The organism is Lysinibacillus sp. RC79 (genome assembly GCF_041262405.1).
Taxonomy (GTDB): Bacteria; Bacillota; Bacilli; order Bacillales_A; family Planococcaceae; genus Lysinibacillus.
The window spans coordinates 124336-143281 of the sequence record NZ_JBGCCD010000012.1 but is presented as its reverse complement, the minus strand read 5'-3'; the positions used below and the strand labels follow the sequence as shown (position 1 = coordinate 143281).

Below are 18946 nucleotides of genomic sequence, written 5' to 3'. Positions count from 1 at the left end.
AAACCAAATCCAGATCCAGAGAAACCGGTTGATCCAAACAAACCAAATCCAGATCCAGAGAAACCGGTTGATCCAAACAAACCAAATCCAGATCCGGAGAAACCAGTTGATCCAGAAAATCCAGGTAACCCAACAACAGATTCGAAAAATCCAACAAATCCTGGAAAACCTGAAACATCTAAACCATCTGTACAAGAAGTCATTGACCAAGGGAAAGACTTAAAGCCATACAATCCTTCTATAGCAAATAAAGACACTTTAGATGCATATAAGGATTTCCTCGATAAATACAACAAGTTATCTAAAGAGGAACAGGAAGAAGTAGCAAAATCTCTTGATATTGACAAAATCAAAGCAGATGCTAAAGAAATGGAAGCGCAGTTAAAGGCGCAAGGCCAACTGCCACAAACAAATGGAGCAAACCAAACGGCTCTTACACTAATTGGTGTAGCTCTTGTTCTAGGTGCATTATTCTTATTGCGTCGTCGCAATACAGAAGTGAAATAATTTTCAATAAGAAAACCCCAAGATTATAAAATCTTGGGGCTTTTCTTATACTAAAAAGTCTCTGATAGTTTTGCTGGTGCTTGGTCGAATGGATATTGCTCGACAAAATCTGCTTGAACGGCAAGTCGTTTCGTACCTTTATCAGCGCATGTCACGAGGGTTAAGATAGTTTTGTCAGGGATGTCATCAATAACATAAACATCCGTTGCAGCGATGATTTCCTTAGTCGTTATTTTGTACTCATAAATATTCGTTAAATCCGTTAAATAAATCGTATCGCCTATGCTCGCTTTGTATAAGGGGCCAAATAAAATATCTTTTTCCTCAAAGTAATGACCTGCTAATGCGTAGTTTCCTTGTCCAAGTTTTTGATTAGGCTTCATAGTGCCTGCTCCAACGGCAAGAGAGGCATTCCCAACTCCTTTGACGATAGGAAGTTTCATACCAACACTAGGGACAGCGATACTACCAATGACAGGCATTTTATTTGCGGTTGTTTGGGCTTTTAAAACTTCTGCAATGGATAGAGATTGCACTGCTTCAAATTCAAAATTGGCATCTGCATTATTGTTTTTTTCAATATCCTCTGCACTGTAATCAGTTGTATTTAGTTGTTTACTCAAGTGAGCGATGATTGCATTTTGAATGGGGTTAATAAAAATAAGTAAGAGGCCAACGATGAGCATACAAATGAGTAGTGACAGTTTAAATTTATTCATTTTATAGATCACATCCTAGTATTGAAATTACGAGTTGCCGGCAGAAGGTCAAGTTCCATCACTAGAACTGGGAGAATCGCCGCTAAAAGGCCAAGTTCCGCCGCTAAAACCGAAAAATGCCGATAACAAGGCAATTACAGCATTCCAAACGTTGTAAAGCACTCGTAAAGCTACCATACGTTAAAAATGGGTAGAGCTTTATGTGCTCTACCCGTTCTAATCTTTATTTATCGCTGAAGCGCACGCCTGCAACACCGATATGGTTTTTAGGCATTTCTTCGATGAAAACTGTTACGTTTTCTGGTGGCGCGTCTACTGTACGAGAAACGGCTTCTGTTACTTCTTTTACTAGTGCACGTTTTTGTTCGTCTGTACGACCTTCAAGCATTTTCACTGTTACGTATGGCATAATATTGCCTCCTTTATTGAATAATGTTGTATAGTAAGTTTATAAGAAAGTATATAAACTTCTTACTTGTATGTAGGCATTTGCGCAATGCCAGTGTCGCTATCATTACGGCGCTAATGCGCTTAACTATGCTTTACTTTTATAATAGCAGAATGGAGGTAGTTAGAGTATGGCAAATGAAGAAAAACCAAAACAAAAAATGGGCTTTACTATTATCAAAAATGACCCAACAGATGGACATAAGGGATTTGGTATCGGTTCGCTTTCACTAGAAAACGTATCGCCAGTCATTATCGATATAGAAGAGGGGACGGCATCAGTTGAAATCGGTGCTATGCATGCTCGCAGTGATGTGGAGAGAGGTATTAAATTTACGACAGATCGCGCTGATTCAGAAGGTGGGAAACCGTATTGGCTGGTGTGGGTGACGATAGACCATAAAGCGGATGGACCTTACTATGCAGGTGTAACTGCGTGTGAAATGGTAGTCAATCGAGAAAAACGTCGTGGCTATAAAATTTTAGCTGATCATGTGAATAGAATGGATAAATCTATGAAGCGTCATATTATTGTAGAACATATGGATGCACCGTCTAAAAAAATGTTAGCTTCTTTCCTAGAAGAGCTCAATCCGGACTTGTGGGCACGTAGTGAGGAGCAATTGCGTCAAGATTTATTTGTTTAATAGACCTACAATGATTGAACAATCTGTGACATTTTGCGATCGCTTTCGATATAAGGTTGAAAGTGGGTTTGAAACAAAGTAAACTTGATAAAGAGCTTACATTTTAGTAAGCTAGGACACTTGGTTCTGCGAATGTGATGAGCGCTATGCGGCATTTGAACAACCCAAACCCAAGCCAAATGCCCCATGATGCTCATCTACTTCGCGAACCATAAATAAATAAGAAAAGCTTTCTGTTCCCACGGACACGTCTCCGGGGAAGAGAAAGCTTTTCTTTTTTGTATATGTCTGTTACTTTGTCGAGAGCCTTCGTTAATTGAAACGTTTGTACCTAATAAAGGTTCCGCATGATTCGTTAATTTTTGAAAATAGAGAATGGAAGCATGTTCCAGAAATTCCCCCATGTATTGGTATCGAGAATATCGAAGTTTGAACATTTTTCAGTTGGTACATCTTTCGCATCCATATAGACGAGACGTTGTTTAGGGCAGGCATCTGTCGCTAACTTACCTGATTCAATATCGATGACCACACCTTTAACGTCTTTAGGCTTTGCAAAATCTTCGTTCTTTGTACCTTTATTGACAGCCTCCATAAAGTCAATCCAAATTTGCTTTGTAGATGCAGTATCTTCTCTTTCCGTTAGATTTTTTCCTTGGTCATAGCCGTTCCACACGCCGGCAGTTAAGCTAGGTGTAAATCCAATTAGCCACTGATCGCTATTTGTAGAGCCAGATTTTGCTGCATACGTATGCGTCATGCGAGAGCGAATGCCAATCCCTGTAGCTGGAGAATAATCGCTAAAGACTGGATCGAAAATACCTGTCATCATTTCTGTTAAGATATACGTATTTTCTTTTGAGAGAACTGTCTCATCTTCATTACTAACTTCTTTATTTTCGTAGATGATATCGCCATTAGCATTTTTAATAGAAATAATAGTAGTAGGAGTAGTTTTTTTACCCTGCGATGCTAAAATATTATAAGCATTCGTCATTTCATATAATGTTGTTTCGGTCGTTCCAAGCGCGATGGATAAATTGTCCTTAGTACCGATAGTCACGTTGAAGCGATTTGCCATATTGTGAAATGCTTTAAATCCAATCTCCTCTAAAGTTTTAACAGCGTAAATATTATCAGAAATAGCGATAGCTTGTGCCATTGACATATCATGCTTTGCAAATTGACCGTTAACATTTTTTGGTGAATATGTTGCACGTCCATGATCATAAGTGAAAGTCGTCTCACCTACATTTAAATATGTTAAAGGTGTATAACCATTCTCTAAAGCTGCCGCATATAAAATAGGTTTAATGGTTGAGCCTGGCTGACGTTTTGCCTGTGTAACTCTGTTAAATGAACTTGTAGCATAATCACGACCTCCAACTAATGCTGTAACGGCACCTGTTTTGGATTTCATACTAACAAAAGCAGTTTGGAGATCATCATTAGGCATATGTTTGGCTACAGCTCCTTCTGCTGCCTTTTGGTGTTCTAGATTAAGAGTTGTCTGGATAGTCCAGCCACCTTCACTAATATCGAGATTTTTTGATTTCAAAATTTCACTAGACTCTTGCCATGCTACGTCTAGGAAAAATGGTGCAACAGATTTTGTGGCTACCCAGCTATCACTCTTTAAGACAAGCTTTTCACTTTCTGCACGTGTTTTTTCATCTTGCGTAATAGCACCTTGATCGGTCATCAGTTTTAAAATAACGTGTTGGCGATTAGTTGCCTTATCTAAATTGACAATAGGGGAGTAAATACTTGGCCCTTTTGGAACCCCAGTTAACATTGCTGCTTCCGCAAGTGTTAAATCTTTTGCAGATTTTCCGAAATAAAATCGACTTGCAGCTTCTACGCCGTACATACCATGGCCATAGTAAACAGTATTTAAGTAGCCTTCCAGTATTTCATCCTTATTATAAAAAACTTCTAATCTATAAGCATACAGTGCTTCATTTAATTTTCGTGTCCACGATTTTTCATGTGAAAGATATAGATTTCGAGCATATTGTTGTGTAATTGTACTTGCTCCTTGCACCTTACCTCCAGCCTTAAGATCCACTAATAATGCACCAGCGATACGAGAAAAATCCAAACCGCCATGCTTATAAAAATCTTTATCCTCAACAGCTACTACTGCTTGCTTTAAATAGGGGGACATCTCATCGAGACTAACCCAATAACGTCGTTCATTCGTAAAGTGATCCCCAATTTGGTTCTCATTTTCATCTAAGAAAATAGAGGCTTTAGGTACGGTTAAAGGAGGGGCACCAGCCACTTGAACATAGACGCGTAAAGCTATAAATGCTACTACAATTGCAGATGTAAAGGCGATAAAAAGGGTAAGTGCTTTACGTGTACGCTTCGTACGTTTTTGTTTACGTTGATAGCTTTTTCTCTTCATCCGACTTCACCTCGTTTTCTCACACTTGCGTATAGTATGTGTCTGAACATTCATATTTAATCGAAATTATTGGTAAAAACTATTGCACTTTATTCAAAAACATCTATACTTTTTTTGTACTGTTTGAAATGCTAGCGTTCGACAAAAGAATGCCACCTTGTAGATTTTAATCGAATTTTGCTAGATGTTCCAATAATGTATACGAGGATACAAGGATAGAGGTTTCATTACAATCCTGTAAGTCGTTAATAGAGTAATAATAAGAAGGTTCATCATTGAAAGTTTTGGATAATATTTTGCTAAAACGTATGCTATATGGATAAGTTGATTTCCGATCCGACTGGACGCCTCCAGGAAAGCGCCCAGTCGGATTGGAAATCAACCCTGAGTTATAGTGATGAGCTGATGAAAATGAATTTAATAGGATTAATTTCTAAAAGTGGAGGTCGAGTAATGAGATTTGATGAAGCTTATTCAGGAAATGTTTTTATAAAAAGTCATCCTACATATGAGGATGCTCAGGCAGTCATTTATGGTATGCCAATGGACTGGACAGTTAGTTATCGTCCGGGCTCACGTTTTGGTCCGCAGCGTATCCGTGAAGTATCTATTGGACTAGAAGAATATAGTCCATATTTAGACCGCGAGCTAGAAGAAGTGAAATATTTTGATGCGGGTGATATACCGTTACCATTCGGCAACGCTCAGCGCTCGCTAGATGAAATTGAAAAGTATATCGAGAAGCTTTTAGCAGATGACAAGATTCCTGTAGGTATGGGTGGCGAACATTTAGTATCGTGGCCTGTTATGAAAGCTGTATCAGCAAAATATGATGACCTAGCAATTATCCACTTCGATGCACATACAGACTTACGTGTAGAATATGAAGGGGAGCCACTTTCTCACTCAACGCCGATTCGCAAAATTGCTGAACATATCGGACCGAAAAATGTCTATTCATTTGGTATTCGTTCAGGTATGAAGGAAGAATTCGAATGGGCGAAGGAAAATGGCATGCACATTTCAAAATTTGAAGTGCTAGAACCATTAAAAGGAGTATTACCGTCTTTAGCGGGACGTAATGTTTACGTTACGATTGATATAGATGTACTTGACCCAGCGCATGCACCAGGTACAGGAACAGTAGATTGCGGAGGCATTACATCAAAAGAATTACTAGCGTCAATCCATGCGATTGCAGCAAGTAACGTCAATGTAGTTGGCTTTGACCTAGTTGAAGTAGCACCAATCTACGATTCATCAGAAATGACAGCGAATACAGCTTCAAAACTATTAAGAGAAATGATTTTGGGCTGGGTAAAATAAGGCCAGAAACACTAAATAATGCATTCTGCGACGAAAGTGAAATGCCAGTCGCAAATACAGCTTCTAAATTGCTAAGAGAAATGATTCTGGGTTGGGTAAAATAAGTAGGGTTTTCTAATATTGATATAAATCGGTTGGAGTGGGGTTAGCGATAAGCTAGCCCCATTTTACTTATCGCTATAAAAAAGAAGACGCCATCCAAAAGATAGCGCCTTGATATTTCGAAGAGTTCTATTAAGGGTTCGTAGACCAAAGTCCAGCATGTTTTAATACAACACGTGGATGAAGTTTTAGCTGTGCAACCATTAAATCTGCTAAATCTTCTGCTTGCATCACTTTTTCGGGATTGCCATCGGTTAAGTTAAGCTCAACCGCCATATCTGTAGCAACTGTACTTGGCGTTAAAGTTGTAACGCGAATATTTTTCTTACGCACTTCAAGCATTAATGATTCACTTAATCCGATAACTGCAGCTTTTGAAGCCGAGTATGCACTTGTAATCGGTGCACCTTTTTGACCAGCTGTTGATGAGATATTAATGATGTCGCCTGTATTGCGCTCTATCATCTCGGGTAATACAGCGCGTGTTGTGTAGTACACACCTTTTACGTTGACATCGATAATATTTGTCCATTCTTCAGGTGATAGGTCCATGAAGTTACCGAATTTTGAGATGCCGGCATTGTTTACTAAAATATCGATTGCGCCAAGCTCGCCACGAATAGATTCAACGGCTGTGGTAATAGAATCTAGATCCGCTACATTTGCCACTGCGATTGCTACCTTCACATCATACTGTTTAAGTTCCTCTGCTACTTGTTGTAAATTTTCAAGAGTACGTCCAACAAGACCTACGTGAATACCTTCTTGTGCAAAAGCTACTGCTGTTGCGCGTCCTATTCCACGCCCTGCTCCTGTAATTAACGCCACTTTTCCTGCGATTGTTTGCATGTTTTTCGCTCCTTTAGATAAGATGTTTTATTTAGACGAAAAAATAGATTAAGATTTATCTTTAAGACTATCCTCATTTTACTACGGTTTTCTACATTGTGAAGAGTGCACTTTTTGGTGCGGAGGTTACTAAAAGTTACTTATATGAAAAGGGAGTTAGCTCTATGTCAGATAAATTAAGAGAAGAGATAAAAGAGAGAATATTAAATAACGATTATCATTGCGAAAAAGAACTTACCTTATCAATTATTAGCGGGAAATGGAAAGTAGTTATTTTGTGGCATTTAGGTGTAGAAGGGACGCATCGTTTCAGTGAGCTTCAAAGACTTTTTCCAAAAATATCTCATAAGATATTAACAAACCAATTACGTGAACTGATGGAAGATGGGATTGTTCATCGAGAAGTGTTTCCAGAAGTCCCTCCGAAAGTCGAATATTCCATGACAGAACTAGGGATGACGTTATTACCTATCGTTGAGATGATGTATGATTGGGGCAAAAAAAGAATTGATCAAATTAAACAAGAAAGCAATAACGAGGTCATTTAGGATGATTAGAATGGCCGTGCTAAAACAGCAGATTGATGGGTACTTTATCACCTCTTTTATTTCTATATGCAAATAAGGCGGCTGAACTTACTGTAACCTTTAACGTCTTATTTGTAAAAGGGGTGAACTAATGGGGGTTTGGTATTTCTTAATCTTATTTGTGGGGTTGTTTTTGATATTTAAAGGACTTTTTATGAAAAAGCAATCTTTGTTAATTAAGAAGATTGGCATTGTATTTGTAGGATTATTATGTATTTCATTCTCAATATTTATGTTTTCACCAGGAAGTGCAGAAGTAATTTCGGATTTGTTAAATTTGGAATGAGGGAAATATAGGTAATATAATTTATTTTATAATGTGGGGCTAAAAGTGGGGAAGCGTAATGAGCTTACTTTTAGCCCTGCTTGTATTTGGCTAACATAATCATTACAGGATTCAATAGATATGGGGAGTTAACATGCTTTCTTGGGAAAAAAACTCATTTACAAAGTGATTTTTTTATTTTTTTGGAAACTTTTGGATTAGATTCACATATCTTATTGACATAGCCGGGAAAAAATTTTTACATTATAGGTAACGAATGTTACCTATAGAATGGAGGCAAATCTTTTTGGCACCAAAAGAGCGATTTACTGAGGGAATTTTATTGGATTGTGCTTTTGAAATGGTTAGGAAGAGTGGGATTGATAGTGTGAATGCAAGGGATTTAGCAAAAGAGTTAGGTTGTTCGACAAAGCCTATATTTCGATTATTCTCGAGTATGGACGATTTGAAGTATGCAATATATGAAAGGGCTAGCAATCTTTATAACGAAAGTATGGTTCAGGGCATACAAGAAAGTTCTATTTTGGAATGGGGTTAGCTTATATTAACTTTGCTCGCGAAGAAAAAAAGTTATTTGAGTTGTTATTCCTATCCAATAAATATAAGATCTCGAGCTTTTCGGATTTGGTAAATGACGTGGAAAACCAAGGAATTATAGCATTAATTTCTAAATTAACGGGATTAACTCAAACCTCTGCTAGATCTCTATTTATAGATATATGGTTAACTATGCATGGTATAGCGACAATGTGTGCGACGAATACTGGCGATTTAGATAGCTCGGAAATTGAGGGTATTTTAAAAGAAGTTTATGAAGGTGTTAAACAAAAATTGTTGAATGGAGAAAATAAATGAAAATGAAAAATTCACCTATTTTTTTATCGATACTATTAACTTTGCTTGCACTTGTTTTTCCTATGATAGCTGGTGTAATTGTAACTGTCAAAAATATAAGTAGCTTAAGCTCCATATTTTTGATTCAATTTATCGCCACTGCAGGTGGCGTTCTAGTTACTCTTTGGATCATGAAAAAAAGTAAATTCTCTTTCCAAGATTTCGGATTTAGAAAGTTTAAAGCAGAGGCATGGATAGCTGTTATCGTTGTTTCTGAGCTGGTTGCATTCTTAAATGGTATTACAGATAATGATGTTTTTTCTGCGCAATATGTACTTATTTTGTTTCTATTTGTTATTGCCGTTGGTTTTTATGAAGAGCTTATTTTCCGAGGCCTGATTTTCAAATATTTATCAGCAAAAGGGCTTAAAGTGGCTATTCTAGGCTCCTCAATTTTATTTGGTATTGGACATCTTGCAAATTTAGCTTCCGGTGCTGATTTATTAATGACATTACTACAAATAACTTATGCATTCCTCTTTGGGCTAGTTTGTGCAGAAATTGTAGCAAAGACAAAAAGTATTATTTTCCCGATTGTCTGGCACGCTACGCACGATTTTTTTGCATTCTTGACTGATAAAAGTGAGCCGGATGTCCTTGCGATTTCTATTTATGTCTTTCAGTGTATATTGTTAATAGGTCTAGCAATTTATTTCTGGAAAGCTTTATTTACTAAGAAAGATAAGGCGGGAGCGGTTATCATAAACAAAGGGAAGCCTAAAAGTTACGTTTAAACAAAAAGCATCTACTCAATCAATTTTGCCTCGGCATAATTGATAGGACTATTTATGCAAAAGCAATCTTTGTTAATGAAGAAAATTAGTATTGTGTTTGTAGGATTATTATGTATTTCATTCTCAATATTTATGTTTTCACCAGGAAGTGCAGAAATAATTTCGAATTTGTTAAATTTGGAATAATGGAATCCGCTAAGAGAACTGGTACTGGGCTAGGTAAAACAATTTGTTTTATAATGTGGGGCTAAAAGTGGGGAAGCGTAATGAGCTCACTTTTAGCCCCGCTTGCTTTTAAAACTAACATAATCATTCCAAGGATACCGTTGTTTATCACAATAGCTATTAGGGGAAAATAAGGCTCATTTACAAAGTGAGCTTTTTTTATTTCTTTGGAATTTTTTTGAAATCTTATTGACATTAATAGGAAAACACTGTTACATTATAGGTAACAAACGTTACCTATCGAAAGGAGGTAAAATTTTTTGGCACCAAAAGAGCGATTTACTGAGGGAATTTTATTGGATTGTGCTTTTGAAATGGTTAGGAAGAGTGGCATTGATAGTGTGAATGCAAGGGATTTAGCAAAAGAGTTAGGTTGTTCGACAAAGCCTATATTTCGATTATTCTCGAGTATGGACGATTTGAAGTATGCAATATATGAAAGGGCTGGCAATCTTTATAACGAAAGAATGTTTCAAGGTTTGCAAGAAAGTTCTTTTTTAGGAATGGGATTAGCTTATATTAACTTTGCTCGCGAGGAAAAAAAGTTATTTGAGCTGTTATTCCTATCCAATAAATATAAGATTTCAAGCTTTTCGGATTTAATAAATGACGTAGAAAACCAAGGAATTATAGCGCTAATTTCTAAATTAACGGGATTAACACAAGCCTCTGCAAAATCTTTATTTATAGATATATGGTTAACAACGCATGGTATAGCGACAATGTGTGCGACGAATACTTGCGATTTAGATAGCTCGGAAATTGAGAGTATTTTAAAAGATGTTTTTGAAGGTGTTAAACAAAAATTATTGAATGGAGAAAATCAATGAAAATGAAAAATTCGCCTATTCTTTTATCGATACTATTTACTTTGCTTGCACTTGTTTTTCCTACCATAGCTGGTGTAATTATAGCTGTCAAAAATATAAGTAGTTTAAGCTCTATAACTTTGATTCAATTTATTGCCACTGCAGTTGGTGTACTAGTTACTCTTTGGATCATGAAAAAAAGTAAATTCTCTTTCCAAGATTTCGGATTTAGAAAGTTTAAAGCAGAGGCATGGATGGCTGTTATCGTTATTTCTGAGTTGACTGCATTCTTTAGTGGTATTACAGATCGAGATGGTTTTTCTGCGCAATATGTACTTATTTTGTTTCTATTTGTTATTGCCGTTGGTCTTTTTGAAGAGTTTATTTTCCGTGGCCTAATTCTCAAATATTTATCAGCGAAAGGGCTTAAAGTGGCTATTATAGGCTCCTCAATTTTGTTTGGTATCGGACATCTTGCAAATATACTTTCCGGTGCTGATTTATTAATGACATTACTACAAATAACTTTTGCATTCCTCTTTGGGCTAGTTTGTGCAGAAATTGTTGCAAAGACAAAAAGTATTATTTTCCCAATTATCTGGCACGCTACGCACGATTTTATTGCTTTCATGACTGATTCAAGTGAGATAACTGTTCTTGCTACTTCTATTTATATCTTTCATTGTCTAGTGTTAATTGGTCTCGCAATTTATTTCTGGAGAGCTTTATTTCCTAAAAAGGCTGTTATGAATTTAAAAAATCCTGAGAGTTACGTTTAAACTCGACAAGCAAAAAAGCATCTACTCGTTAAATTTGAGTGGATGCTTTTTTTGTCTAGTCACCTTAATGAGCTTATTGTTGTAATCCAACATTACCTCCTGAAATAAGGAAGCACACTTTTTCGTTTTTACGAATAGGTAAAGCCCCTTGCAGGGCAGCGCCAATGCCGATAGAAGAGGAGGGTTCTGCGATGATTTTACCCTCTGAGAGTAAGGTTTTCATCCCGCGTTGAATCAATACTTCATCTACACCTACAACCTCATCGACAAGCTGTTGAACAATTGGAAAGTTCCGTTCCCCAGGCTGTAAAGTTAGTAGAGCATCAGCCAAAGATTTTTGTTCAGCTAACAGCAATCTTTCGCCAGCATCTAAGCTTTTGCTATAACGCGAAACAACAGCAGGCTCCACACCAATTATTTTGATATGAGGAGCTATGGATTTTACAGCAGTTGCAACGCCACTAATTAATCCACCACCACCAATAGGAACAACAATAGTATCGACATCAGGAAGCTGTGCTAATATTTCTAAACCTGCTGTTCCTTGTCCTGCCATAATATCGTAATCATCATAAGGATGTATGTTGCAAAAGCCATGATCACGACTGAGTTTTTCTGTTAGTACATGTCTTTCTGCCAGTTTACACTGTACAACTTCTGCACCTAATGCACGTATTCCATCAACCTTAACGGTAGGAGCTGAATCTGGTAGAACAATTGTTGCCTTACTATTTAATAGCTTGGCAGCATAGGCTACACCTTTGCCATGATTACCTGAGGATGCAGCGACTACTCCTTTTTGTAATTGTTCTAACGGCATGGAAAGCATTTTATTGAGAGCCCCTCGAAGCTTAAAGGAGTTTGTTTTTTGCATATTCTCGGCTTTTATATAGACGTGACATCCTAAAAATTGATCGAGCCCATTTAATCGAATAATAGGCGTTTCGTATATATAAGATGAAATTCTTCGTTTAGCAGCATGAATTTGTTCAAGTGTTAACATACAGCAGCCCCCATTTCATTAAAATGAATGAATATTCCAACTTCTTAATATAACTTTAGATTTACAGGAAGTTTGTGTCAATCATTAAATAATGAACTAATTACTGCCACATTGGATAGAATACTTACTTCTACCTTGAAAAAATATGAGGATTCATCCTATAATAAAAAGGTTATAGTAAAAACAATAAAAGGGAGCGTCCGTAATGGCGAACGAAGCAAGATCGCAGGTGAACATTAAGCTCATTTCTACGATTCACCCGATTAATGGGGAGTCTGAAAGTTATGAAATGTGGCTGACAGGGCAGCTACTTGAAAAAGCAGGAAGCATGTATTTGAAATATGAAGAGGTGCAGGAGGATAAAACCATCCGCACAACTATGAAGCTAGGCAATGAACAGGCATTAATTATGCGTGCTGGAGCAGTAAAAATGCGACTACCACTTAACATAATTGAACAACAAATAGGTCATTATGAAAGTGAATTCGGTTCAATGCCACTCGTCATCCACACGAAAAAAATGACGTTTACAAAACAGGCAGTAAGCGGAGATTTCCATGTACAGTACGATTTACTAATGGGTGGGCAATCCGTTGGCAATTATAAATTAGACATTACATTTACGGAGGTACAATGATGAACGCAGTAGAACAAGTACAACAAGCCATTAAAGTAGCGATTGCGCAGGCTGTTGAAAAAGCTGGCTTAGTCGATGCTGGCACAGAGTTAAATATTCACCTTGAAACACCGAAAGATAAGGCAAATGGAGACTATGCGACAAATATTGCTATGCAATTAACGAAATTAGCAAAAAAACCACCTCGTGCGATTGCAGAAGCCATTTTAGAAAATCTTGAAACAGCAGGTACAGATATTGAGAAAATCGATATTGCTGGTCCTGGCTTCATGAATATTACTGTGCGTAAAGATTTCCTAGCAGGTGTAGTAAAAGCAGTGCTTGAGCAAGGTGCTGACTATGGTCGTTCTAATGCTGGGGCGGGAGAAAAAGTTCAAGTTGAATTCGTATCTGCAAATCCAACAGGTGATCTTCATTTAGGTCACGCACGTGGAGCTTCTGTAGGGGATTCATTATGTAATGTGCTAGATATGGCAGGTTTCAATGTATCTCGTGAGTACTACATTAACGATGCAGGTAACCAAATTAATAACTTAGCTTATTCACTTGAAGCACGTTATAAGCAAGCTTTAGGGTTGGATGCTGAGATGCCAGAGGATGGTTACCACGGTCAAGATATTATTGAAATCGCTGGTAAACTAGCAGGAGAGCATAGCGATGCAATTTTATCAAAATCTGAAGAAGAACGTTTTGCATTCTTCCGTCAACATGGTTTAGCGTTAGAATTAGACAAGTTAAAAACAGACCTTGCAAACTTCCGTGTAAACTTTGATGTGTGGTATTCAGAAACTTCTCTGTATGAAAACGGCAAAATTGAAGTAGCGTTAGATAAACTGAAAGCCAATGGTCATGTATTTGAAGAAGACGGTGCTACTTGGTTCCGTTCGACAACATTTGGCGACGATAAAGACCGCGTGTTAATTAAAAATGATGGCTCTTTCACATATTTAACTCCAGATATCGCATACCATGAGGATAAAATTGTACGTGGCTTCGATAAATTAATTAATATTTGGGGAGCTGACCACCACGGTTATATCCCACGTATGAAGGCTGCTATTCAAGCACTTGGCTACGACCGTGATACACTTGAAGTAGAAATCATCCAAATGGTTCAGCTTTATAAAAACGGTGAGAAATTCAAAATGTCTAAACGTACAGGGAACGCTGTTACAATGCGTGAGCTTGTAGAAGAGGTTGGCTTAGACGCAGTTCGTTATTTCTTCGTGAAAACTGCGGGCGATTCTCACATGGACTTTGACCTTGACCTTGCCGTATCTCAATCAAATGAAAACCCAGTGTATTATGCACAATATGCGCATGCACGTATTTCTTCTATTTTACGCTCAGCGAATGAGCAAGGATTTGCTGCAACAACAGAGCATTTAACGCTGTTAACTGCAGAAAAAGAAATTGATTTACTGAAAAAAGTGGGCGACTTCCCGAAAGTGGTAGCAGATGCTGCGAAGCACCGTACACCACACCGTATCGCCAACTATATTCAAGAAACAGCAGCTGCATTCCACAGCTTCTATAACGCTGAAAAAGTGTTAGACGCTTCAAATAAAGAGCTAACAGAGGCTCGCTTAGCGCTTATTACTGCTGTACGTACAACAATTGCCAACGCATTACGCTTAATCGGCGTATCTGCACCGGAAAAAATGTAATAATAGTCTTTCTAGCCCCCGGCACAACAATGTGCCGGGGTTTTTTTATGTTGATAGGGCTTAAACAGCTATGGCTATGAAGCGACTTGACTAAAGTCTTGTGCTTAGCGGCGGAATTTCGGGTTTTAGCGGCGTTCCTTGCTTGGTTCGCGGCGCAACTCACACTTTTAGCGGCGAATTCCAACATAAGCTGGACAATTTGACAAATCTAAAGTCAGGGTTGAAAAACTTTGTATAGAATTTTACACAATATTAAGGACTTGACGGATAGAACCGCTAAAGCGATGGATAGCACCTTGAAACAAATTCATCTACTTAAAACAATAATTTTCTGTAAATTCCATATATTTTGTTGAAGTTTACGCTAGCGTCAATGATATACTGATGGAAAACGGAAAGGGGAGATGATGTTGAGGACGATTCAGGAAGTGGCTAAGCAGTTTAATGTTTCAACACGGACAATTCGCTATTATGAGGAGCTTGGGCTGCTTAATCCTAATCGATCATCTACTAATCAGCGAACCTTTTCAAAAAAAGAATTAGCGAAACTTAAGCTTATTTTCCGAGGAAAGCGTTACGGTTTTTCACTTGAGGAGATCAAGGAGATGGTGTTGCTGTTTGATTATGATCGCACGGGCATTCAGCAGTTGGAGCGTACGGTCGAATATGGGGAGCAAAAAATTCAAGAGATTGATAGCAAAATAGCAGAGCTTGCACAAATGAAGAGTGAAATACAGCAATTACAAGGCGTTTTTATAGAAAAATTAGCGACTTTAAAGGGAGAGATGCACGATGAATAGTTCTAATTTGTTAGCACGTAATGCACGAAAGTACCCTATGAGTGAAGCTGTTGTTTGTCAGGGGAGACGAGTGACTTATCGTGATTTAGATGAGCAAGTGACACGTTTTAGTCATGCTTTATTAGAGCAGGGTGTGCGTCAAGGCGATAAAGTAATCATTTTTATGCCTAATGTTGTAGAGTTTGTTGTTAGCTATTTTGCTATTCAGCGTATTGGAGCTATTGTCGTTCCAGTAAATGCGAAGTTTACGCTGCAAGAGGTCGAATATGTAGCACAGCATGCTGATGCTAAAGCTATTCTAGTCCATGAGGCAATTTTTGCAGCTGTCGAAAACATCACGGTTGTTCCTTTAAAAATCAAAACAGGTCAAGAGCAGGCTGGTTGGCTAAACTATGAAACACTTATTCAACATGCAAGCATTCAAACAATTGATTGCCAGTTGAATGAAGATGATGTCTCAACGATTTTATATACCTCGGGTACAACTGGAAAACCAAAGGGAGTATTGTTTAGCTATCGCAATATTATAACTGTAGCGCAAATGATTGCGGTAGAAATGGAAGTAAAGCCTGAAAGCCGGATCCTTCTTATGATGCCGTTGACGCATTCAGCCCCATTACATTTATTTTTAATGGCAGGAGTACTTGTAGGCTCAACAAATGTGCTAACACCAACATTTACACCCGATTTATTTATTGACTCAATTGAGCAGGAACGGACAACGCATTTCTTTGGAGCACCTGTTGCTTATTTGTTAACAGCCCAACTGCCAAGATTGCAAACAACTGATTTATCATCGATGAAATGGTGGGCTTATGGTGGAGCGCCGTTATCACAAAACGAAGTCCGCCATTTACAAAAAGCTTTCAGAACAGAAAATTTAACCTGTGTTTATGGTTTAACAGAGGCTGGTCCAAACGGTTCAATATTGTTTGGTGAAGAGCATGAAACGAAGGCGGGGAGCGTTGGTCGACGTGCACCACTTGGAGCGGAGCTGCGTATTATTAACGACAATGGAGAAGATGTCAGTGTTGGTGAAGTAGGAGAAATTGTGTTATTCGGTGAGAGCAATATGCTGGGTTATTACAAGGATGATGTTGCAACAAAGGCTGCATTTATAGATGGCTGGCTGAAAACAGGTGACTTAGCTCGGATAGATGAGGACGGCTATATTTGGATTGTGGATCGTAAAAAGGATGTTATTTTTTCAGGCGGTGTGAATATTTATCCGAAAGAAATTGAAGATAGTATGTTGAGCTATGAGGGGATATTTGAAGTTGCTGTTATTGGTGTACCACATCCGGAGTGGGGAGAAACGGTGAAGGCTGTTTATGCAGCTAAAACAGATATTGACGAGGGCGGACTTAAAGCTTATTTAGAGGAGCATCTTGCTAAATATAAAATTCCACGCATCTTTGAACGTGTGGAAGCGCTACCACGAAATGCATCGGGCAAAATATTAAAACAAACCTTGAAGGGACAAGAGGTGAGATAGCATGAAGGTTTTACAACAGGAAGAAATGAAAACAATGAACTTTTTTAAAGATAATGATACACTGCATAAAATTTTAGAAATGATGCTAGATAAAGAGTTTGTGGACTATGCAACACGTGAGCTAACAGATTTCGGTGAGCTTTGTGCTGGAGATATTGATGTGAGAGCCAAACATACGGATAGAGAGGGTGAACCTCGATTACAAAGGTATAATGCCTATGGTGAAGAAGTGTCAGAAGTTTGGGTCAATGATGGCTATAAAAAAACAATTGAAGAAACATACAATACCGGCATTGTTGGCTATGTGCACAAGGATATTCCGCAATTAGGTAGAAAGGGCAACTATGTCTATAGCTTTGCTCAAGGCTATATACTGTCACATGCTGAGCCAGGCTTTTACTGTCCTGTTACTTTAACAATGGCAGCTGCTTATCTCCTTGATCATTATGCGAGTGATGAGGTGAAGGAACGCTTTTTACCGCATGTTTGTGCAACAGGAGATACGGAGCTATATGAGGGGGCGACATTTTTAACGGAGCGTCAAGGTGGCTCTGATGTTGGGGCGAATGTTGTAGAGGCAAGAAAGGACGGCAATCAGTATCGTTTATATGGGGAGAAATATTTTGCATCTAACGCGGGAATGTGTGGAGTAACCATGGTATTGGCACGCATGGAAGGGGCTCAGGCAGGCTCAAAAGGCTTAACATTGTTTGCAGCTCCATGGCGAAATGAGGATGGCACAGTTAATAATCTCCGCATTCGGCGTTTAAAGGATAAGCTTGGCGTTAGAGCAGTACCTTCTGGTGAGGTTGAATTTGATGGTGCGCTAGCTTATGTCGTAGGTGATCCGAATAAAGGAATTTATTATATGCTGGAGGCGCTTAATTTATCAAGAATTTGCAATGCGGTTGCTTCTATCGGCATTATGCGCCGCGGATATTTAGAGGCGAAGCATTATGTGACAAATCGTCATGCGTTTGGTAAGCCTTTAACGCAATACCCTATGATTCAGGATACACTTGGGAAATTCGCTGCCAAGCTTCATGTAGAAGTTGCCACGGTTTTTGATCTTATTCAGCTGTACGATAAAGTAACTAGTGGGCAGGGGAATAAAGAGGACATCATTTTGAATCGCTTGTATATTGCGATCATGAAAAAAGAAACGGCAGAGCAAGCTGTACATTATGCGAGTGAAGCCATTGAATTACATGGCGGAAATGGCTATATTGAAGATTTTGTTACACCTCGGTTATTAAGAGATGCACAGGTACTTACTGTGTGGGAGGGGACTGCGAATATTTTAGCTTTAGAGCTCATTCGTTTAGTTGATAAGTTTCATGCGCACGAAATGTTTGTTCGTGTCATGGAAGAACGTCTAGAAAAGCTAGCTGACAATCCATTAGTCGAAATTGTCGTGGATCAATTAGCAAAACTAGATGCAACTTTGCAAACATTTAGTCGTTTAGATGATGCAACAAAAACGTTTGAAGCAAAAAAAGTCGCTGAGAAAATGGCACATTTATATGAAAGTGTTGTAGCAGTCGAATGGGCACAAAGATTCGGCGGCAAATATGAGAAGCTAGCAGATATTTATTTAGAGCACACATGGGCGTTACGAGAAATGGGTGCACCGATGAAAACGGTACAGTATTTTTCAGATATAGTCTAACTTCTTTCAGTATGCCGGACATAATTGATTTGTTTAGGAGTCGTCTCGAATGGAGGCGACTTCTTTCATTTTCATGTATAATACAATCAACTGAATATTATAAAGGTTCTTTACTTAAGTAAAGTGAAAAGGGAAATCGGTGTAATTCCGATGCGGTCCCGCCACTGTATGTGTGAGTTTTTTCAATCTACGCCACTGAAATTTTCGGGAAGGCTTGAAAAAGCGTATGGAGCACGAGCCAGGAGACCTGCCTTTATAGAAAACACGTTGTAGCCTACGAGGATAGGATGGTGGATTTTGTATATGTTTTTTGTGCAAATTTGACCCCTCATTGTTTTATGATGAGGGGTATTT

At 38.3% G+C, this 18946-nt stretch carries 19 protein-coding genes and 1 riboswitch; of the genes, 14 read left to right on the top strand and 5 right to left on the bottom strand.

Translation table 11 applies throughout. The features are described 5' to 3' along the window. A partial coding sequence (locus tag ABH968_RS13745) for an LPXTG cell wall anchor domain-containing protein (RefSeq protein WP_370044731.1) occupies positions 1 to 507 on the top strand: 507 nt, incomplete at its 5' end. A gap of 50 nt (positions 508 to 557) precedes the next feature. Here the strand turns inward: ABH968_RS13745 and ABH968_RS13740 are convergent. Together ABH968_RS13740 and ABH968_RS13735 are read right to left on the bottom strand one after the other, a co-directional pair. Next, positions 558 to 1226: a class A sortase gene (locus ABH968_RS13740; protein WP_370044729.1), complete on the bottom strand. Its 669-nt coding sequence runs from the start codon at positions 1224 to 1226 to the stop codon at positions 558 to 560. 223 nt (positions 1227 to 1449) lie between these two features. Continuing rightward, complete coding sequence (locus ABH968_RS13735; protein WP_370044727.1) at positions 1450 to 1635, bottom strand: 2-hydroxymuconate tautomerase; 186 nt, start codon at positions 1633 to 1635, stop codon at positions 1450 to 1452. A 169-nt stretch (positions 1636 to 1804) separates the two neighbouring features. Here ABH968_RS13735 and ABH968_RS13730 point away from each other — a divergent pair, with 169 nt between their 5' ends. Beyond that, positions 1805 to 2320: a YwhD family protein gene (locus tag ABH968_RS13730; RefSeq protein WP_370044726.1), complete on the top strand. Its 516-nt coding sequence runs from the start codon at positions 1805 to 1807 to the stop codon at positions 2318 to 2320. Positions 2321 to 2675: 355 nt separating this feature from the next. Here ABH968_RS13730 and ABH968_RS13725 read toward each other — a convergent pair whose 3' ends face one another. Beyond that, positions 2676 to 4730 carry a transglycosylase domain-containing protein gene (locus tag ABH968_RS13725; protein WP_370044724.1) on the bottom strand — a complete coding sequence of 685 codons (2055 nt, stop codon included), beginning with the start codon at positions 4728 to 4730 and terminating at the stop codon, positions 2676 to 2678. A 453-nt stretch (positions 4731 to 5183) separates the two neighbouring features. Here ABH968_RS13725 and speB point away from each other — a divergent pair, with 453 nt between their 5' ends. Further along, positions 5184 to 6056: an agmatinase gene (speB, locus tag ABH968_RS13720; RefSeq protein ID WP_370044723.1), complete on the top strand. Its 873-nt coding sequence runs from the start codon at positions 5184 to 5186 to the stop codon at positions 6054 to 6056. A gap of 234 nt (positions 6057 to 6290) precedes the next feature. Here the strand turns inward: speB and ABH968_RS13715 are convergent, their stop codons facing one another. Beyond that, positions 6291 to 7007, bottom strand: coding sequence for a 3-ketoacyl-ACP reductase (locus ABH968_RS13715; RefSeq protein ID WP_370044721.1), 717 nt, complete (start codon positions 7005 to 7007; stop codon positions 6291 to 6293). A gap of 164 nt (positions 7008 to 7171) precedes the next feature. On the opposite strand from ABH968_RS13715, the gene ABH968_RS13710 reads away from it, so the two are divergent. From ABH968_RS13710 to ABH968_RS13685, 6 genes are all read left to right on the top strand, one after another. After that, positions 7172 to 7555, top strand: a complete 384-nt coding sequence (locus ABH968_RS13710; RefSeq protein WP_370044719.1) for a winged helix-turn-helix transcriptional regulator — start codon at positions 7172 to 7174, stop codon at positions 7553 to 7555. Positions 7556 to 8166: 611 nt separating this feature from the next. Beyond that, positions 8167 to 8418, top strand: coding sequence for a TetR/AcrR family transcriptional regulator (locus tag ABH968_RS13705; RefSeq protein ID WP_370044718.1), 252 nt, complete (start codon positions 8167 to 8169; stop codon positions 8416 to 8418). Further along, complete coding sequence (locus tag ABH968_RS13700) at positions 8409 to 8735, top strand: TetR-like C-terminal domain-containing protein (protein WP_370044716.1); 327 nt, start codon at positions 8409 to 8411, stop codon at positions 8733 to 8735. The genes ABH968_RS13705 and ABH968_RS13700 overlap by 10 nt, the downstream gene beginning before the upstream one ends. Further along, positions 8732 to 9508: a CPBP family intramembrane glutamic endopeptidase gene (locus ABH968_RS13695; RefSeq protein ID WP_370044715.1), complete on the top strand. Its 777-nt coding sequence runs from the start codon at positions 8732 to 8734 to the stop codon at positions 9506 to 9508. The genes ABH968_RS13700 and ABH968_RS13695 overlap by 4 nt, the downstream gene beginning before the upstream one ends. A gap of 485 nt (positions 9509 to 9993) precedes the next feature. Continuing rightward, on the top strand, positions 9994 to 10563 hold the full coding sequence (locus tag ABH968_RS13690) for a TetR/AcrR family transcriptional regulator (protein WP_370044713.1): 570 nt from the start codon (positions 9994 to 9996) through the stop codon (positions 10561 to 10563). Continuing rightward, on the top strand, positions 10560 to 11321 hold the full coding sequence (locus tag ABH968_RS13685; protein ID WP_370044712.1) for a CPBP family intramembrane glutamic endopeptidase: 762 nt from the start codon (positions 10560 to 10562) through the stop codon (positions 11319 to 11321). The genes ABH968_RS13690 and ABH968_RS13685 overlap by 4 nt, the downstream gene beginning before the upstream one ends. 73 nt (positions 11322 to 11394) lie before the next feature. On the opposite strand, the gene ABH968_RS13680 is transcribed toward ABH968_RS13685, so the two are convergent. After that, entirely contained in the window at positions 11395 to 12324 is a 930-nt protein-coding gene (locus ABH968_RS13680) for a threonine ammonia-lyase (RefSeq protein ID WP_370044710.1), read from the bottom strand. Between the two features lie 205 nt (positions 12325 to 12529). Here ABH968_RS13680 and ABH968_RS13675 point away from each other — a divergent pair, with 205 nt between their 5' ends. The 5 genes from ABH968_RS13675 to ABH968_RS13655 all read left to right on the top strand — a co-directional run bounded on the left by ABH968_RS13675 (position 12530) and on the right by ABH968_RS13655 (position 18592). Then, the gene (locus ABH968_RS13675; protein WP_370044708.1) at positions 12530 to 12961 is read left to right on the top strand and encodes a YwiB family protein; all 432 of its coding nucleotides are present in this window, start codon (positions 12530 to 12532) and stop codon (positions 12959 to 12961) included. Then, complete coding sequence (argS, locus tag ABH968_RS13670) at positions 12961 to 14628, top strand: arginine--tRNA ligase (protein WP_370044737.1); 1668 nt, start codon at positions 12961 to 12963, stop codon at positions 14626 to 14628. Before ABH968_RS13675 ends, argS begins: the two co-directional genes overlap by 1 nt. A 410-nt stretch (positions 14629 to 15038) precedes the next feature. Then, complete coding sequence (locus ABH968_RS13665; RefSeq protein ID WP_370044706.1) at positions 15039 to 15428, top strand: MerR family transcriptional regulator; 390 nt, start codon at positions 15039 to 15041, stop codon at positions 15426 to 15428. Then, positions 15421 to 16923 (top strand): class I adenylate-forming enzyme family protein, encoded by a 1503-nt coding sequence (locus tag ABH968_RS13660; RefSeq protein WP_370044704.1) that lies wholly within the window; start codon positions 15421 to 15423, stop codon positions 16921 to 16923. The genes ABH968_RS13665 and ABH968_RS13660 overlap by 8 nt, the downstream gene beginning before the upstream one ends. A gap of 1 nt (position 16924) precedes the next feature. Further along, the gene (locus ABH968_RS13655) at positions 16925 to 18592 is read left to right on the top strand and encodes an acyl-CoA dehydrogenase family protein (RefSeq protein ID WP_370044703.1); all 1668 of its coding nucleotides are present in this window, start codon (positions 16925 to 16927) and stop codon (positions 18590 to 18592) included. An 86-nt stretch (positions 18593 to 18678) separates the two neighbouring features. Then, positions 18679 to 18861, top strand: a riboswitch (cobalamin riboswitch). Positions 18862 to 18946 lie beyond the last annotated feature (85 nt).

Excerpts from the sequence above, each read along its gene's own strand:
- ABH968_RS13740 (WP_370044729.1), bottom strand. The coding sequence starts at position 1,226 with ATGAATAAATTTAAACTGTCACTACTCATTTGTATGCTCATCGTTGGC.
- ABH968_RS13735 (WP_370044727.1), bottom strand. The coding sequence starts at position 1,635 with ATGCCATACGTAACAGTGAAAATGCTTGAAGGTCGTACAGACGAACAA.
- ABH968_RS13730 (WP_370044726.1), top strand. The coding sequence starts at position 1,805 with ATGGCAAATGAAGAAAAACCAAAACAAAAAATGGGCTTTACTATTATC.
- ABH968_RS13725 (WP_370044724.1), bottom strand. The coding sequence starts at position 4,730 with ATGAAGAGAAAAAGCTATCAACGTAAACAAAAACGTACGAAGCGTACA.
- speB (WP_370044723.1), top strand. The coding sequence starts at position 5,184 with ATGAGATTTGATGAAGCTTATTCAGGAAATGTTTTTATAAAAAGTCAT.
- ABH968_RS13715 (WP_370044721.1), bottom strand. The coding sequence starts at position 7,007 with ATGCAAACAATCGCAGGAAAAGTGGCGTTAATTACAGGAGCAGGGCGT.
- ABH968_RS13710 (WP_370044719.1), top strand. The coding sequence starts at position 7,172 with ATGTCAGATAAATTAAGAGAAGAGATAAAAGAGAGAATATTAAATAAC.
- ABH968_RS13700 (WP_370044716.1), top strand. The coding sequence starts at position 8,409 with ATGGGGTTAGCTTATATTAACTTTGCTCGCGAAGAAAAAAAGTTATTT.
- ABH968_RS13695 (WP_370044715.1), top strand. The coding sequence starts at position 8,732 with ATGAAAATGAAAAATTCACCTATTTTTTTATCGATACTATTAACTTTG.
- ABH968_RS13685 (WP_370044712.1), top strand. The coding sequence starts at position 10,560 with ATGAAAATGAAAAATTCGCCTATTCTTTTATCGATACTATTTACTTTG.
- ABH968_RS13680 (WP_370044710.1), bottom strand. The coding sequence starts at position 12,324 with ATGTTAACACTTGAACAAATTCATGCTGCTAAACGAAGAATTTCATCT.
- ABH968_RS13675 (WP_370044708.1), top strand. The coding sequence starts at position 12,530 with ATGGCGAACGAAGCAAGATCGCAGGTGAACATTAAGCTCATTTCTACG.
- argS (WP_370044737.1), top strand. The coding sequence starts at position 12,961 with ATGAACGCAGTAGAACAAGTACAACAAGCCATTAAAGTAGCGATTGCG.
- ABH968_RS13660 (WP_370044704.1), top strand. The coding sequence starts at position 15,421 with ATGAATAGTTCTAATTTGTTAGCACGTAATGCACGAAAGTACCCTATG.
- ABH968_RS13655 (WP_370044703.1), top strand. The coding sequence starts at position 16,925 with ATGAAGGTTTTACAACAGGAAGAAATGAAAACAATGAACTTTTTTAAA.